14 protein-coding genes are annotated in these 14,691 nt (G+C 60.5%); 7 read left to right on the top strand and 7 right to left on the bottom strand.

The genetic code is table 11. The features are described 5' to 3' along the window. Positions 1-68: 68 nt before the first annotated feature. Positions 69-950: a universal stress protein gene (locus EOW68_RS04925; protein ID WP_128224049.1), complete on the bottom strand. Its 882-nt coding sequence runs from the start codon at positions 948-950 to the stop codon at positions 69-71. 296 nt (positions 951-1,246) lie between these two features. Between EOW68_RS04925 and EOW68_RS04930 the strand changes: the two genes are divergently transcribed. Next, positions 1,247-1,696 carry a universal stress protein gene (locus tag EOW68_RS04930; RefSeq protein WP_128224050.1) on the top strand — a complete coding sequence of 150 codons (450 nt, stop codon included), beginning with the start codon at positions 1,247-1,249 and terminating at the stop codon, positions 1,694-1,696. Between the two features lie 214 nt (positions 1,697-1,910). Here the strand turns inward: EOW68_RS04930 and EOW68_RS04935 are convergent, their stop codons facing one another. The 3 genes from EOW68_RS04935 to EOW68_RS04945 all read right to left on the bottom strand — a co-directional run bounded on the left by EOW68_RS04935 (position 1,911) and on the right by EOW68_RS04945 (position 7,030). Continuing rightward, complete coding sequence (locus EOW68_RS04935; protein ID WP_128224051.1) at positions 1,911-3,161, bottom strand: ZIP family metal transporter; 1,251 nt, start codon at positions 3,159-3,161, stop codon at positions 1,911-1,913. Continuing rightward, on the bottom strand, positions 3,162-4,424 hold the full coding sequence (locus EOW68_RS04940) for a multicopper oxidase domain-containing protein (RefSeq protein WP_128224052.1): 1,263 nt from the start codon (positions 4,422-4,424) through the stop codon (positions 3,162-3,164). A 221-nt stretch (positions 4,425-4,645) separates the two neighbouring features. Beyond that, the gene (locus EOW68_RS04945; RefSeq protein ID WP_128224053.1) at positions 4,646-7,030 is read right to left on the bottom strand and encodes a bacterio-opsin activator domain-containing protein; all 2,385 of its coding nucleotides are present in this window, start codon (positions 7,028-7,030) and stop codon (positions 4,646-4,648) included. Between the two features lie 210 nt (positions 7,031-7,240). Here EOW68_RS04945 and EOW68_RS04950 point away from each other — a divergent pair, with 210 nt between their 5' ends. Beyond that, the gene (locus EOW68_RS04950; RefSeq protein WP_128224054.1) at positions 7,241-7,774 is read left to right on the top strand and encodes an HTH domain-containing protein; all 534 of its coding nucleotides are present in this window, start codon (positions 7,241-7,243) and stop codon (positions 7,772-7,774) included. 90 nt (positions 7,775-7,864) lie between these two features. After that, entirely contained in the window at positions 7,865-8,386 is a 522-nt protein-coding gene (locus tag EOW68_RS04955; protein WP_431358751.1) for a pyridoxamine 5'-phosphate oxidase family protein, read from the top strand. Here EOW68_RS04955 and uppS read toward each other — a convergent pair. After that, complete coding sequence (gene uppS / locus EOW68_RS04960; RefSeq protein WP_128224055.1) at positions 8,383-9,297, bottom strand: polyprenyl diphosphate synthase; 915 nt, start codon at positions 9,295-9,297, stop codon at positions 8,383-8,385. The genes EOW68_RS04955 and uppS overlap by 4 nt on opposite strands. Before the next feature lie 108 nt (positions 9,298-9,405). Between uppS and EOW68_RS04965 the strand changes: the two genes are divergently transcribed. The 4 genes from EOW68_RS04965 to hemA all read left to right on the top strand — a co-directional run bounded on the left by EOW68_RS04965 (position 9,406) and on the right by hemA (position 12,214). After that, positions 9,406-9,600 (top strand): cold-shock protein, encoded by a 195-nt coding sequence (locus tag EOW68_RS04965; protein ID WP_128224056.1) that lies wholly within the window; start codon positions 9,406-9,408, stop codon positions 9,598-9,600. A 116-nt stretch (positions 9,601-9,716) separates the two neighbouring features. Then, positions 9,717-10,154 (top strand): DUF5778 family protein, encoded by a 438-nt coding sequence (locus EOW68_RS04970; RefSeq protein WP_128224057.1) that lies wholly within the window; start codon positions 9,717-9,719, stop codon positions 10,152-10,154. A gap of 93 nt (positions 10,155-10,247) precedes the next feature. Further along, entirely contained in the window at positions 10,248-10,880 is a 633-nt protein-coding gene (locus EOW68_RS04975; protein WP_128224058.1) for a precorrin-2 dehydrogenase/sirohydrochlorin ferrochelatase family protein, read from the top strand. Continuing rightward, positions 10,877-12,214: a glutamyl-tRNA reductase gene (hemA, locus tag EOW68_RS04980; protein ID WP_128224059.1), complete on the top strand. Its 1,338-nt coding sequence runs from the start codon at positions 10,877-10,879 to the stop codon at positions 12,212-12,214. Before EOW68_RS04975 ends, hemA begins: the two co-directional genes overlap by 4 nt. A 12-nt stretch (positions 12,215-12,226) precedes the next feature. Here the strand turns inward: hemA and EOW68_RS04985 are convergent, their stop codons facing one another. Continuing rightward, positions 12,227-13,264 carry a cytochrome d ubiquinol oxidase subunit II gene (locus tag EOW68_RS04985; RefSeq protein WP_128224060.1) on the bottom strand — a complete coding sequence of 346 codons (1,038 nt, stop codon included), beginning with the start codon at positions 13,262-13,264 and terminating at the stop codon, positions 12,227-12,229. Then, positions 13,257-14,666: a cytochrome ubiquinol oxidase subunit I gene (locus EOW68_RS04990; protein WP_431358752.1), complete on the bottom strand. Its 1,410-nt coding sequence runs from the start codon at positions 14,664-14,666 to the stop codon at positions 13,257-13,259. Before EOW68_RS04990 ends, EOW68_RS04985 begins: the two co-directional genes overlap by 8 nt. Positions 14,667-14,691: the final 25 nt, after the last annotated feature.

The following is a 14,691-nucleotide window of genomic DNA, read 5'->3' on the forward strand; positions in this document are numbered from 1 at the left end:
ACAGGACACAGGGCAGGCTTAAAATGTTCCCGGAAATCACAACTCTTCTCGTGGATTGCAGACGTCGATCACACTTCGGAGATGGGTTCACGAACCGTTAGCACCGGAATTGGAGACGTTCGAACGAGATATTCCGTGACACTGCCGAGCACGTACCGATCGAAACCCGTTCGCCCGTGTGTGCCCATAACGACGAGATCGATGTCGTGATCGTCGAGATAGGAGAGAATCGCCCGATGGATCGACGCTCCGTACCCGACCGTCGTCGAAACCGAGTCGACACCAGCGTTGGTTGCGAACCCCTCCGCATCTTCGATCAGGTCGTTAGCCCGTTCTTCCAGGGCCGTCGTCCGAACCTCGCTGCGGACGTCGACACCGAGACTCGTGACAGCCACGACAGACAAGAGATGGAGCGCTGCCCCGTGGGTAGTTGCGACGTCGGTCCCCAGTGCGAGCGCCTGGTTGGCACACTCACTGCCGTCGGTCGGGACGAGAACGTTGCGGTACGGGTATTCGATCGTCCTGTCGTCGTCAGGTTGGATTGTGAGTACGGGGACGTTCGCCTGCCTGACAACACGTTCGGTGGTACTGCCGAGAAGGAAGCGTTCGAGTCCCTGGCGGCCGTGCGTCGGCATGACGACGAGATCGATCTCTCGGGAGTCAGCGTACTCGACGATTTCACGGTAGGGCTCACCCTGAACGACTTCGGTTACAGTGGACACGTCCCGCTGTTCTGCACGGGCAGCGGTCTCGGCGACGATTTCTTCGCCCTCCGCTTCGAGCGTATCCAGAAGTTCACTTCGTATTCGGGTCGCGCTCGTTTGAGTCGTGTCGGTTACAAAGAGGATGTGTACCGTGGCATCGTGGGTGGCTGCAATATCGAGAACGTGGTCGAAGGTGTCCGCCGCCCCGTCGCTTCCATCGGTCGGGAAGAGAATGTCATCGTACATACTGGTACTACGAAACGGATGCACAAATAAACGGGGCGCCCGATGTATTCATACTGCCGGCTGTACATTCGGAAAGATATGCGCCACCACCGGTAGCCGTTCGGCTACCGAGGATCGCCTCGCGCTGCGCGGCTCACCCCGGGGTGGCACAAGTCTTCAGTTTTGTACAGCCGGCAGTATCAGATCCCTGTGTACTACAGCGTCGTTGCTCTTTTATTACATCAGAGTATACGTTTTGATAATTTCTACAGTAGGGTAATTAAGGCCGGGTTCGTCAGATAGAGTGGTGACACTAGATGGCTGACGAAACGACGATTCTCGTCCCGATCCGGTACCCGCTCACAGAGCAGAGCGCTCGGACCCTCGCGACTGCTGGTCGACTCGCACGCGATCACACCCCCGTAGATCTCACCGTCCTCCACGTCAATTTACACCAGAGAGGGACCACCGCGCAAAAACGTGAGATAACGCGGGCAGTCTCGTCGACGCTCGACGGCGTCGATGCATCTGTAATGATACGGCAGGGCTATCTCGTCGAAGAGGAGATCCTCGAAGAAGCGACCCAGCTCGACGCAGACATCATCGTCGTCGGTACCAACCAACAGGCCACCTGGCGAAAAATACTGAGTCGAACACTCGGAAACGACCCCGAGGTCGGCGACCACCTCCGCGAAAACACTACTGCCGACACCGAGATCGTCGAGGTAGACACTGCGACCGAGACACCGGTTGTCGAACCGGTGTAATAACAACGCGTCTGCCACCGATCAACAGACGTGGAATCGTGCTCCCCCGGACTCCAACTCGATTGATAATGTTTGTTGCGGTAATTTTCGTGACCACGTTACAAATATCGGTGTTTCACGCCATGTAACCGATGTCTTGTTACACTACGGCGGTAAAGACTCGCAACAAACACTATGAGACAAAATTGGCAGACCTCCCGGATTGCTGCGGGCGCTAGAGGACCACGAAGAGATCGGTCGCGTACATCACGGCGAAGCCGATCAGGAAGGCAAGCAGATTCGTCGCGCTCCCCACGCGGCCGTCCGCCTCGCGGACCATCCCGGCAATCTCCCAGACAACCTGGAGGATTGCGCCGACACCGATCGCGAGGAAGAACGCACCTACCGTCGGCGAGTAAGCGAAGCTTCCGATCCATCCCCCGAGGATGACGGGCGCACCGGCGAGCACGCCGAGGGCGACGAAGTGCCACAGAGCAGGTCGCTCGTCACGAGCCACCGGTGCGACGACTGCCGGCCCTTCTGTGACGTTGTGGAGCATGAATCCGATCACGAGGAAAGCCCCGAGCGAGACGCGGCCGAGCGCGAAGGAACTCCCGATCGCGAGCCCCTCCGCGAGGTTGTGCAGGCCGATCCCGATGGCCACGAGATACGCGATCCAGAGACCGCTGCTTGCTCGACTGTCACCGGCGGCAGCGCGGCCCTCGCGCCACGCGCTGATCGTCTGGACGAGCAAGAGCGCACCGACGATGCCGAAGACGACGAGCAGATTCCCTTCGTAGGCACCTGGTATTCGTTCGGCGAGTTCGAACGCCTCGAAACCGGCGTCGAACGCGAGGAATCCGAGCACCCCCGCAGCGAACAGGAGCACCCCATGCAGGGCCCGATCACTTATCGTTTTGAGGAACGGGAACCACAGCATTCCGAGTGCGACAGGGATGACCCCGACGAACAGCCCGATCAGTGCCAGCGTCCACAGGATGTCGGCGCTGAATCCGGGCGAGGATTGCGGCGCGACGATGGTGTGACCGACCGTCGCCCCGTCCGAGAGCACGAGATTCAGATGCAGGTCCCAGCCGGGGTTCCAGTTGTAGGGGACGACGACGCGCGCGCTCTCTCGCGGTGCGAGCGTCCGGTCGCCACCTGCTCCCTCGACCTGGAAGTTCCAGTAGGCGTCGTCGACGAGCACTTGGGCGATCGTGATTTCCTCCGGGCCGTTGTTCGTGACGTGCAGGACAGCCGTATCGTCGCTGGGCAAGGTAGTGTGCGTGATCGTCGCGTCGGGGAGTGGTTCACCGCCCTGTATCCCCGCAAGCGGTGACGTGAGCACGAACAGCCCCAGCACGACCACGAGCAACGCAATCGGGAGCACCGCGGAGACCCACCGTGGGAGGCCGAACGGCTGGGCAGTCGCCGTCTCGCTCTGGACAGTGCCATCTGCCGGCAGGTCCGTCGTCTTATCAGACATCTAGACCACCTCGAAGAAGCTCATCCAGCCCAGTTCTGCGAACTCGGACTGGTGTGCGTGGAACATGTACAGTCCCGGCTGGTGGTCCGAGTAGTCCAGCTCGATGATGCCACGCTGGGCCTGCGCCTGGATGATCGTATCGACCGTCTGCTTCGTCGCCGTCAGTGTGGTTCCGTGATCGTAGTAGTCGAAAAACTGCGAGTGGGTGTGGAAGGAATTGATGGGGTCGAACTCCGTCGCGTTGACCAGATAGACACGCTGTCGTTCGTTCCTGTCGATCTGGATGGGACGTTTCGTCTCACCTGCCTCCCAGTTTCCTTTCGCGTCGGTCTTCCCGACACCGTAGGCGAACGCTCGCGTGTTCGCGGCGTAGACCTCGTTCTCGCCGTCGAAATTGGTGTCGAACCCGTTCATCACCATCACCATCTCGTTTACGTCGTCGTTTGCTGCGGACTCGTGATTACGCGTCTCCGCTTCCGCGACGAGATCGTCGGTCATCGCCGGGGTGATCTGGCTCGGGTGATCGGTCACGTAGTCGCTCGGATTCTCCCTGACACGTTCTGGATCTGGATCGACGATAATCATCCCGTACAGTCCACGATGGACGTGTTCTTTCAGCGGGAGCGAGTGGCAGTGATAGAAGTGAACGCCAGCGGGCTGGGCGATCCACTCGTAGGTGAACGATTCGTCGGTATCGAGTACGCCCGGTCCATTCTGTGGGATACCGTCCATCGCCGGGTCGACATTCTTCAGGTGCGGGTGAATCGTATGCGCGTGTGCTCCGACATTTTTGAACTCGACGCGGATCAGATCGCCCTCGACAGCGCGGAGCGTCGGCCCCGGCACCTGCCCGTTGAACGCCCAGGCTTCGAACTCGATGCCAGGTGCGATCTGGATCGTGATATCCACCGCCGTGAGTTCGAACTCCCGCACTGTCCGTCCGTCCTCTTCGTAGATACGCTGTGGGACGGACTGCTGACCGTCCGCGCCAGTATTGAACGTCGTCAGGAACTCGTGGGGATCGAAGTGGGTATCACGATACTCGTCGACGGCACCGAAGTTGCCGTGGTCGCCGGAATCGTCGTGGCCGGCGCTGGCCTCCGACCGCCGACTACCGAGCCCGAGTGCTGCGCTGCCTGCGACACCGAGCCCACCGAGAACCGTCCGACGGTCGACGGTCGTCTCACCCCCGAGAGAGCCGACGAGACGGTTTTCGAGCTGTTCTGTGATCTCTGCTGCGCGACCGTAATCTATCCGGGGCATCGTGATATCCCCGATCTGGTGTGTTTGAAATCCATAGGCGTTTGTTGGATTATACTAATATAAAAATTAGACGCATCTAAATCTTTGGACACAGCGGCATCCCCAAAATCCACGAAAGATGTCGCAAAACGAGGTCAGAGAGACGAGTCTGTGACGAATAACGACGATTGCAGGCGTCTGGCGAATAACGACGATTGCTCCGGTCTCGCAGGCAAGTGGGACTACTCGGCCGAGAGGACGGATTCGACGATTTTCTGTTCGGCTTTTCTGAGGTGGTGGTGGAACGTCGACGGTGCGATATCCAGTGAGTCGGCGATGTCCTGGGCGGTGTTCTCCCGTGGCCACTCGAACATGCCGGCGTGGTAGGCCGCCCGGATCGCACTCTGCTGGCGGTCGGTCAGTGACTCCGAGATATCGTAGGCTGCGGCCTCGCTGTAGCCCGTCTGTCGAGTTGTTTGCCGCCGTGTCACCATCTCGACCCCGTCGTAACTCTCCTGAACGGCATCGATAAGCCGTCTGATATCTGCACTCGGTGCCAGCTGGACAGTCAACCGGTAATCGCCATCTTCGATGATCGATTCCTCGTGGGTACCGCCCAGCGAGAGCAGTGTCGAGAGGACAGGGTGATCGGAGAGTTTGAGTTCGAAGTGGGACTCACCCGTCTCCGCCTGGAAGGAGAGAGACTCCCACGCCGGACACGTTTCAGTGAGATTCTCGATCCCCGCTCTGGCGTCGGCAGATGCGGTCCCATACACGAGGAATGCGTCGTCTTTCGCCGGAATGACCTCGTCGAAGGTGATCGTTCCGTCGGGGCTGTCCGGCAACTCCTCGAATACGTTCCGCACCTGGAAGGTCAGTTCGACGACGTCTTCGCTCACCAGTGCGCGTTTTCGTTCGACAGCCGCGATCGCGTGGCCGACGACCTCACCGAGTCGGCTGATCACCGTCTTCTCTGCTCGCATGAACGCATCCGCGCGGTCAGCGTACACAGCGAGGACGCCGTAGACGGTCTCCTCGTGAACGATCGGAATCACTGCAACCGATCGGCATTCGGAGGCTCCAGGTTCCTCTTGCCACGGCCCAGTTGCAGCGTCTGTCCTCTCGCGGACGACCTGTGTTTTCTGTTCGTGGATCGCAGTCGCTGCTGGCCCCCACGGTTTCGGGCTGCCCGTTTCGATCGATCCCGGGATCGGTTCACCCCCAGTCTCGCCAGCCGAGGCCCGAAGGTCCAGCCGATCAGCCTGGGAGTCGATCTCGGCGACCCAGGCGAACTCGTAGGATGCAGAGGCTGCAACTCCGTCACAGACCGCCTGTTCGATCTCCTCGCGGGTCGATTTGCCGATCACAGACGCTGTCGTCTCGTGGACGATCGTATTCAGATTGACGAGTGTCGCCAGCTCCGTGCGCTGACGCTGTAGCTCCTGCCTGTCGGTGTGTCGGTTGATCGCAGTTGCGAGGATATTTGCGACCGACTTGACGAAGGTTACGTCGTCTTCCGAGAACACCCGCTGCTCCCGGTCGTGCGTTCCGAGAATCCCCCACGGATTCCGGAAGGATCCGATCACGATACTGATACCGCTGGTGATATCGTGGTCGGTGAGCAGTTCGGGGCCGCTGAATCGTTCGTCGGTGTCGAGGTTCTCGACGACGACTGGTCCCTTCTTTGCGAGCGTGTAGGCGGCCTGAGAGTCCGAATCGACGGCCGAGACAGTGGCATTTCCGACGATTCCCTCGTCCCACCCCACCCCCTCCCGGAGGTGGAGTTTGTCACCCTCCGAATCGAGTTCCAGCACCTTGCAGTAATCTATGTCTAGTGTCTCCGCCACCAGCTCGACAGCGTTCGCGAGCAACACGTGAAGTTCGTTGTTTTCGAGTGCTTTCCGGCCGAGTTCCGCCACCACCTCCTGCTGGCGAACCCGGCGCTGGCGTTCCAGTTCAAGCTGTTTGCGTTCGGTGATATCGTGCTGGAACCCGACGTAGTTGATCACCGATCCATCGTCGTCCCGGAGTGGCGTGATCGCAACCTGATTCCAGAACTCCGTCCCGTCCGCCCGGTAGTTCCGCAGCTCGACCGACACGTCCTCTGCCGCATCTATCGCGTCCCGCATCTCGGCTACTGGCTCGGAGTCGGTCTCCGGTCCCTGGAGGAACCGACAGTTTTGCCCGATGATCTCCTGGGTGGAGTATCCGGTCAACTCACGGAATTTGTCGTTCGCGTAGATGATCGGATTGTCCGACTGTGTGGGATCTGTGACAGTGATTCCGGCCGGGGCCTCGTCCAGGACACGTTTCATGCAGAACTCGACGTCGTGTGGCGTCGACGGGTGGACGTAGGGCGCCTCGCTGTCTGTCTGTGTGGAGCGACCGCTGGTCGACGGAGTGAGATCCGTGCTGTCATCTCCGGGCTGCCACCACACCCGGGCGTTCGCACCCACCTTTTTCGTTCGAAGGAACCCCTCCTCGACGAGTCGCTCGAGGCGAGCGTACACAGTTCGCCGACCGAGATCGAGTTTCTCGGCCACCTCGGGTGTCGACTGCGGCTCTCCGGAGCTATCAAACACCCCCAGTGTTTCCAGCAGCGCCGGTGTCAGCGACTTCTGACTCATTAATATGTAATAGCGCGAATAGCTCTTGAATCTTCCGTCGATGGAAAAGCTGACGGTACGTATATATATGTAATCTGTCTGTATCAGTGTGTAACATGAGAGAAATAATCGCGATTAGAGAGAAACTATCCACAGTATTCGCTCTGAGCCACCCAATCACTTCTAGGAAGCTATCAGGAGTAACGAAGGAATACTGTATAGTAGAGTAGAATGAGAAATAGATCGGACTCACTCGACCGATGGTGGAAACGGCACGACGAGCGGCTGAAACATGCGAACGAGCATCGCGTGCGGGTCTTTGTCCGGTCCCGTGCACCAGCCCACGGGACACACGACCTGCGCCAGGAGCTGATCGAACAACTGGAACGGGCAGAGACGGAAAATCATATTGGAACCTACGATGTCACTGCGCTGGGGCCCGACATCTGTATGTGCGAGAAATGCCAGAGTCTCAGATCTGGCACAGAGATTCGGGAGCGTGTGATGGAGCTGGTCAACTGGCGTGAGGGGGGGATCCAGTCCAGCGGCTTCACACACAGGGAGGTGGAATCCTCGATAACTGGCGAACAGTACCGGACCGTCTCGCCACCAGAGACGACGCTCGGAATCTACATCGACGGCTCACTGGCCGGCGTCTTCCCGTGTATCGCTGACGGGGTCAACTACTGCCCAGAAACGTACCTCGACGGCATTCTCACGGCGAACAGCGAGCGAATGGCAGAGCAGTTAGCGAACTCGGATTAGCTGGAGGCTGATCCGTCTGCGGATCGGGGGTTTCTGTGGCTCTCTTTGCCCTGGCCAAACACTATGGTTCTCGCTTCCAAATGACAGACAATGACGACAGTAAAGGGTGCCTGGTCACGATCAGAAATCGAAACGTTTCTCGACGAATCGCTCGTGCCAGTCAGACTTGGCTGTCACCACTCCCGAGGTGGACTCTGGATGCTCTCGCTGTGGTACGAGTACACCGACGGAACGATCAGGTGTGCCACCAGCAGCGGTTCGGATGTTGCGGACTTTCTCAGAGCGGATGACTCGGTCAGCTTCGAGATCTCGACGAATCGGCCTCCGTACATGGGTGTTCGAGGCTCAGGGACGGCGTCGCTGTCACCGGACGAGGACAAGGAACTGCTCGAATCACTGATCGAGCGGTATCTGGGCGGAACCGACTCGGAGCTCGCGACGATGCTTTTGACCGACGAGCGGGAGGAACTCGTGATCACAGTCGAGCCCAGACGGCTGTACACCTGGGATTTCACCGACCGGATGCAGACAGCCATCACCGACAGTCCAGCCGCCAGTAACCCGGAGCCGTCCTCACCGAAACAAACCGACAGGGGCGAGGACGGTCGTTAATCCACGGACTTCGGTGGAGTCTCGGCTGACTCCTCGTCGCTGGCTGGGGGGTCGCCGCGCAGCGTCCGACCGATCCCTGCGACCCCTCGTTTCGTCTTCTGTGCCAGCACGGTCATCGCTGCACGGCCACGGCGAAGTCGGGTCTGATGCCACGATTCGTCGCGGTGCCCGTAGGTTCTGAGCCCTCGCAAGAAGTCGATCTTCCGGAACTCCGGCCAGTAGGGCGCAGAAAAGTAGACGGCAGCTTCGTTGCCGTTTGCCTGCCAGGGGAGGAAATTCGACGTGCGTTCGTTCCCACCGGTCCGGATAATGAGATCGACACTCTGTGTCGGCCCGTCCAACAGGGCCTGCTCGACAGTGTCGACTGTCACCTCGGCCGGTTCCAGTTCCCCACGGTCGACCTGCCCGGCGATCTCCGTCGTCGCACCCAGCAGCTCGGCGCGCCCACCGTACGCGAGCGCGATGTTGAGATATAGCCGGTCGTAGCTGCCGGTTCGTTCGTCGGCGTACTGGATCGCCTCCTGGACGCGCTCCGGGAGCCGATGTGTCTCACCGATGGCACGGATCCGGACCTCGTTTTCGTGGACATCTTCGGCGTCGGCGAACTCCCGGAGTTTTCCTGTGATGAGATCGAACAGTGCCTCCCGTTCGTCCTCCGGCCGGTTGAAATTCTCCGTCGAAAACGCGTACAGCGTTATCTCCTCGATCCCGAGCTGTTCGGACCAGCGGAGGATCGCTTCCGTCGTGTCAGCCCCTGCGCGGTGGCCCTCGGTCTTCTCGACGCCCTGGGTGTCCGCATACCGACGGTTGCCGTCCATAATAACTGCAATGTGGGACGGTGGATCGCCGATTTCGGTTTCGAGCACCTGCGCGTACAGCTGCTCGATCGGTTTGCGCAGCCGGTCGATCATCTAGCTGTAGGTGAGTGTAAGACGTTCAAGTAGCTTGTGACTAGGTACGACCGTGAGTGAATACCTACCACAGTATTTTAATAGAGTGCCTGCGTACTCCTAGATGCAATGGCGAAAGGTACGGTTGATTTCTTCAACGACACAGGCGGCTACGGTTTCATCGAGACAGAAGATTCGGACGAAGACGTGTTCTTCCACATGGAGGATGTTGGCGGCCCTGACCTCGAAGAAGGTCAAGAGGTCGAGTTTGAAATCGTCGAGGCGGACAAGGGCCCACGAGCCAAGAACCTGGAGCGGCTGTAAGGCAGCTTCACTGTCTGGCTGACCAGTGGGTTGGGTAGCGGAAGCTACCGTCATCTCCACAATTTTTGAAACGGCGAAACCGTGAGCGGTAAATCTCCCCCGCGAGAAGGCAGGGTATGACCAGCGTTATCGACGACGACCTGCGGCGGCGAACGTGGGAGTTACTCCAGCCGGGGGAGATCGAACTCGACGGACTCGTCGTACACACTGGCTTCGACGGCAGCCAGGAGACGGAGATGCACCAGGCGACGATCGAGGTCGGGGAGTTGATCGCAGAGCACGCGGGGTTCGAGCCGACGAACACATTCGTCTACTCGGGGACCAACGACTCTGATTTCTCCTCGAACCAGCATCAGGGACTTACACTCGACGACGAATCGTTCGTCTGGGAGTGCCAGCAGCTACTCCGGAACAGTTCGTTCGACATCGTCTTCTATTACGAGGCGGACGCGGATTCGATGGCGCTGCTGGAGGCGGTGCGAGAAGCGGGGTACCAAGCCACGGTCGTCCGGGGGGAGGCTGACTCACCGAAAGAAGGAGTCGTCGATCAGTAGACCACTGCGATCCCTCCGGAGTCCTACTGTTAGGAACTGAGAAACAGCGAGGATTTTAAACCAATCCACACCTGACTGACTGGCAACAAGCGGATGATACCACTGATGCACGATTTCGACGGCGAGTGTGTGCTGGTGTTCGGTGGCGGCTCTGTCGGGGCGCGGAAGGCCAGGCGGTTTGCAGCGGAGGCGCATGTCGTGGTGGTAAGTCCCCGGTTCGAAGCCGACTCCTTCGATGGTGCCGAGCTGATTCGCGCTGCACCGACACCGGAATCGGTCGAAGAGTGGCTAACACGGATCGAACCGGCGCTCGTCGTGGCCGCGACCGACGATCCGGAACTGAACGCTGCGATCGACGATGCTGCGAGCGAGCGGGGGATTCTTCGCAACCGGGCAGACGAATCTGGCGAACGGGATGTCGGCAGTGTCGTCGTTCCCGCGACGGTCAGGGACGACCCGGTCGTCGTCTCGGTGTCGACAGGTGCGACGAGCCCCGTCGTGAGCAGACATCTCCGCCAGGAGCTGGCGACAGCGATCGAAGGAGCCGGACAGATGGCCGCGTTGACGGGGTCACTTCGTGAGGAGTTGACCGGTCCGGACCGTCGAGCGGCACTCAGAGCAGTTGTCAGTAGCGACGCGGTATGGAAGGCTTTAGATACCGAGGGAACGAATCCTCGACAGGTAGCTACAGACGTGATCGCAGACGTGACAGGTGAGTCAGTGTGACAGGCTCCAAGATTATCTCCGGAGTCAGTATTTCGCATTCGCTGGCTACGATCGACCAGCTCGAAGCGGCGGCCGACGGGAGCCAGCAGGAGATGGCCGACCAGCTTCTGGCGTATCCGGGCGTCGAGGAGAGTTTCGTCCTCAAGACTTGCAATCGCGTCGAAGCGTACATCGTGACGGCGGATCCAGTCGACGGTGAGACAGCTCTCGTCGAACTGTTCGGACATCTCCCGGCGGATATCGTCGACGACCTCGACCACGAGGAGAGTCTCGAACACCTCCTCCGCGTCGCTGCGGGGCTGGAATCACAGGTACTCGGCGAGGACCAGATTCTCGGCCAGATCCGCGACGCTTACCAGGAGGCACAGCAGGCGGGCGCGCTCGGATCGCTGCTCGACGACGCGGTCATGAAAGCGATCCGCGTCGGCGAACGAGCGCGGACGGAGACGGCGATCAACGAGGGGGTCGTCTCGCTCGCCAGCGCGGCAGTCAGGCTCGCGAGCGAGAAACGCGGGCTCGACGACGCGACTGCGGTCGTCGTCGGTGCGGGTGAGATGGGCGAACTGGCGGCGAACCGACTCGCCGGGCGCGTCGACGAACTCATCCTCGTGAACCGGACACTCACACGAGCAGAGTCCGTCGCCGAGGACATCGAGGAGTCGAGCGATATCGAAACCGACGAGATCGATGCTGTCGCCGAGACGTTCACACGCGGTGACGTGGTGATTTCGGCGACGGGGAGTTCCGAGTGGATCGTCGATCCCGAGACACTCGAAGCAGTCGGCGACACGTTCGTGGTCGATATCACGCGCCCACGAGATATCCCGCCCGAGGCCGACGAGTTCGAACATCTGACCGTCTACGATCTCGACAGGCTCGAAGCGGTCACGGACAAGACCAGACAGATGCGTCGCGGGGCCGCGAAACACGTCGAGGCGATCGTCGACGAGGAGTTCGACCGGCTGCTCGACCAGTACAAGCGAAAACGGGCCGATCAGGTCATCTCCGCGATGTACGAGGGCGCAGAACGGATCAAGGCCAGAGAGCTAGAAGAGACCTTCGAGAAACTCGATCTGGACGAGGAAAGCGAGGCCGTCGTCGAGTCGATGGCCGATACGCTCGTTTCGCAGCTTTTGGCCTCACCGACGAACAGCCTGCGCGACGCCGCGGAGAACGACGACTGGACGACGATCCACACTGCACTGCGCCTGTTCAACCCGCATCTCGAAGAGGAGGCAGGCGAGGGGCTGTTCGAGGGGATCGCACCAGAAAATATCCCGGAGAGTGTGACCGACACGGAGTCCGCGCCGGCAGTGGACAGCACTGACAACTGATTTTCGAGTCCCCTACGGACTGTACGATTCACTCCGGACAGGCCCGCTGAACACGCCATAGAGGAATCTGAAATACCAGAGGACGACCAGCAGGACCGGAAAGCCGAGTACGGTCGTCATGTTGAGCGCGAGCGGCGAGACAGCGGCGTCGGCGACTGTCAGTCCCGTCGAGGGGTAGATAGTCGGGTACAGAAGCGCACCGAGGAGAGTGGCCAACAAAATCGGGAGCGAAAACGCACTCACCAGCCAGGCTCGGTACTGTTCGCGGTGTGCGAAGACGACTCCGAAACACCCTGCGAGCGCGGAGAGGACGACGACAGCGACGCCGGGGATCGAACGGATGGTCCCGGCCCCGCTGGCATCAGTCGCGACGACGACCCCGAGTAACGCGACGACGCCGACGAGGTAGACGGCTGTGGCAGCGATGCCGTACCGGCTGACCGACGCCGCAAGTTCCGGCCGGGTTTTGGCCGCCAGAAACGCCGCGCCGGTCACGACCGAGAGCGCGACCAGTCCAACACCGGTCAGCACTGCCGGCAGGGAAACCGGCGAGACAGCGAACACCCAACTGCCGGCCAGAAGCCCGAAAAACAGGGGGGCGAGCGCACTGCCAGCAACGAAAGACCGATCACAGGCTCGCTGCCAGCGCTCCTCGTCGCGCTGTTCGCGGAGTTCTGGCGCGACACCGCGAAACAGCAAGGCCATGACGAACGCGATAGTGACAAGATAGTGATCGGCGAGCAGTTTCGAGTATACACGCGGGAACGCCGCGAGCAACATCGTCCCGAACGCGACCAGCCAGACCTCGTTCGCGTCCCAGACCGGCCCGAACGCCGCGAGGAGTGTCTCGCGGTCGGCTTCCTCGTCCCGGGTGGCATACAGCAGTCCGATCCCGAAATCGAATCCATCCAGCGCCAGGTACATCGTCAGCGCGAACATGACGGCCCCGAACCAGACAGTCGGGAGTGACGGGTGGAGGTAGTGATCCGCCGGCAGGACCGACAGGGCTCCCCCTGCCGGGAGCGTGCCGCCGGGAGAGAGATCAGTCATCACCACCCACCTCCGGAATCGGACCGTGGCCGCTGTCGCCCGGGCGTTCGTGGACGTCGATCCGGTCGAGTTCGTCCTCGATCAGCCACTTCAGAACTGCCAGCGCAGCCAGTATGAGCCCGACGTAGACGACGACAAAAAGCACCAGCGTCCCCGTCGCCTCCGCGGAGGAAAGCGTCGGTGAGGCTGCCTCGCTGGTCTTGAGGACGTCCTGGATGACCCACGGCTGGCGGCCGATTTCGGTGACATACCAGCCCGTGAGCAGAGCACCGAACCCGAGCGGTGTAGTGGCCATCATCGACTTGAGATATCGATCGCTCTCGGAGAGTCTGTCCTGATAGAGACGAACACCGCCCCACAGCGCCAGTCCGATAAAGAGGAAGCCGAGGCCAACCATGATCCGGAACGACCAGAACACGAGTGGGACTGGCGGATTCTCCTCGTAAGCGTCGAGTCCCGTCACCTCCGCACCGAAATCACCCCCGCTCGCGAGAAAAGAGGCGACGCCGGGGATGCTCACAGTGAACAGATTCTCCGCACGGGGATCCGTGATCGAATCGGGACTCGTCGGGATGGCGATGAGATGCAGGTCCGCCTGTCCGGTCTCGTAGTGGCCCTCCATCGCGGCGAATTTCTGTGGCTGTGTATCCTCGACGTGGCGGGCGTAGGCGTCACCGTGGACTGCCTGCAGCGGGGCTGTCACCAGCAAGACGGCGATAGCCATCTTCAGTGCCAGCTGCCAGGCCGTCGCGTCCCGTTTCTTCCAGACGAAGTAGGCGGCGACACCGCCGACAAAGAGGGCAACGGAGACGACGGCCGCATTGACCATGTGGACGTACATCCACCCCATCCGGGGGTTGAAAAACGCGGCGACGGGGTCGGTCAGTCTGGCGACTTCCATCCCATTGCGGGAGATCATCTCGTAGCCCCGTGGCGTCTGCATCCAGGCGTTGACGACCAGTATCCAAAAGCCCGATAGCCAGGCACCGACCCCGACGAGTACCGAGGAGGCGACGTATTGGAGGTCACTGACCCGGTCGCGGCCAAAGAGCAACACACCGAGGAAGACGGCTTCCAGAAAGAATGCCATCTTTGCCTCGAAAGCGAGTGGGCCGCCGATCAGTTCGCCTGCCACCTCGGAAAAGCCCGGGAAGTTGGTTCCGAACTGGAAGCTCATCGGGATTCCCGTCACCGTCCCCATGACGAAGCCGACGGCGAATATCTTCAGCCAGAACGACTGGAGTCTGGCGTAGACCGCCGACTCTGTCCGGACGTCCTTCCAGGTGAAATAGACGATAAACGGGGCCAGCCCGATCGAGAGGGCGGCGAAAATGATGTGGACACTGATCGTCCAGCCGAACTGCGCGCGACTCGCCAGTTCGGGGGAGAGAAAGCCAGCCATCGGGGATACGATACCACCGTCTGTA

This window comes from Halovenus amylolytica (genome assembly GCA_004015825.1).
Classification (GTDB): domain Archaea; phylum Halobacteriota; class Halobacteria; order Halobacteriales; family Haloarculaceae; genus Halovenus; species Halovenus amylolytica.

Excerpts from the sequence above, each read along its gene's own strand:
- EOW68_RS04990 (WP_431358752.1), bottom strand. The coding sequence starts at position 14,666 with ATGGCTGGCTTTCTCTCCCCCGAACTGGCGAGTCGCGCGCAGTTCGGC.
- uppS (WP_128224055.1), bottom strand. The coding sequence starts at position 9,297 with ATGATCGACCGGCTGCGCAAACCGATCGAGCAGCTGTACGCGCAGGTG.
- EOW68_RS04945 (WP_128224053.1), bottom strand. The coding sequence starts at position 7,030 with ATGAGTCAGAAGTCGCTGACACCGGCGCTGCTGGAAACACTGGGGGTG.
- EOW68_RS04930 (WP_128224050.1), top strand. The coding sequence starts at position 1,247 with ATGGCTGACGAAACGACGATTCTCGTCCCGATCCGGTACCCGCTCACA.
- EOW68_RS04935 (WP_128224051.1), bottom strand. The coding sequence starts at position 3,161 with ATGTCTGATAAGACGACGGACCTGCCGGCAGATGGCACTGTCCAGAGC.
- EOW68_RS04985 (WP_128224060.1), bottom strand. The coding sequence starts at position 13,264 with ATGACTGATCTCTCTCCCGGCGGCACGCTCCCGGCAGGGGGAGCCCTG.
- EOW68_RS04925 (WP_128224049.1), bottom strand. The coding sequence starts at position 950 with ATGTACGATGACATTCTCTTCCCGACCGATGGAAGCGACGGGGCGGCG.
- EOW68_RS04955 (WP_431358751.1), top strand. The coding sequence starts at position 7,865 with ATGACGACAGTAAAGGGTGCCTGGTCACGATCAGAAATCGAAACGTTT.
- EOW68_RS04965 (WP_128224056.1), top strand. The coding sequence starts at position 9,406 with ATGGCGAAAGGTACGGTTGATTTCTTCAACGACACAGGCGGCTACGGT.
- EOW68_RS04940 (WP_128224052.1), bottom strand. The coding sequence starts at position 4,424 with ATGCCCCGGATAGATTACGGTCGCGCAGCAGAGATCACAGAACAGCTC.
- EOW68_RS04975 (WP_128224058.1), top strand. The coding sequence starts at position 10,248 with ATGATACCACTGATGCACGATTTCGACGGCGAGTGTGTGCTGGTGTTC.
- EOW68_RS04970 (WP_128224057.1), top strand. The coding sequence starts at position 9,717 with ATGACCAGCGTTATCGACGACGACCTGCGGCGGCGAACGTGGGAGTTA.
- EOW68_RS04950 (WP_128224054.1), top strand. The coding sequence starts at position 7,241 with ATGAGAAATAGATCGGACTCACTCGACCGATGGTGGAAACGGCACGAC.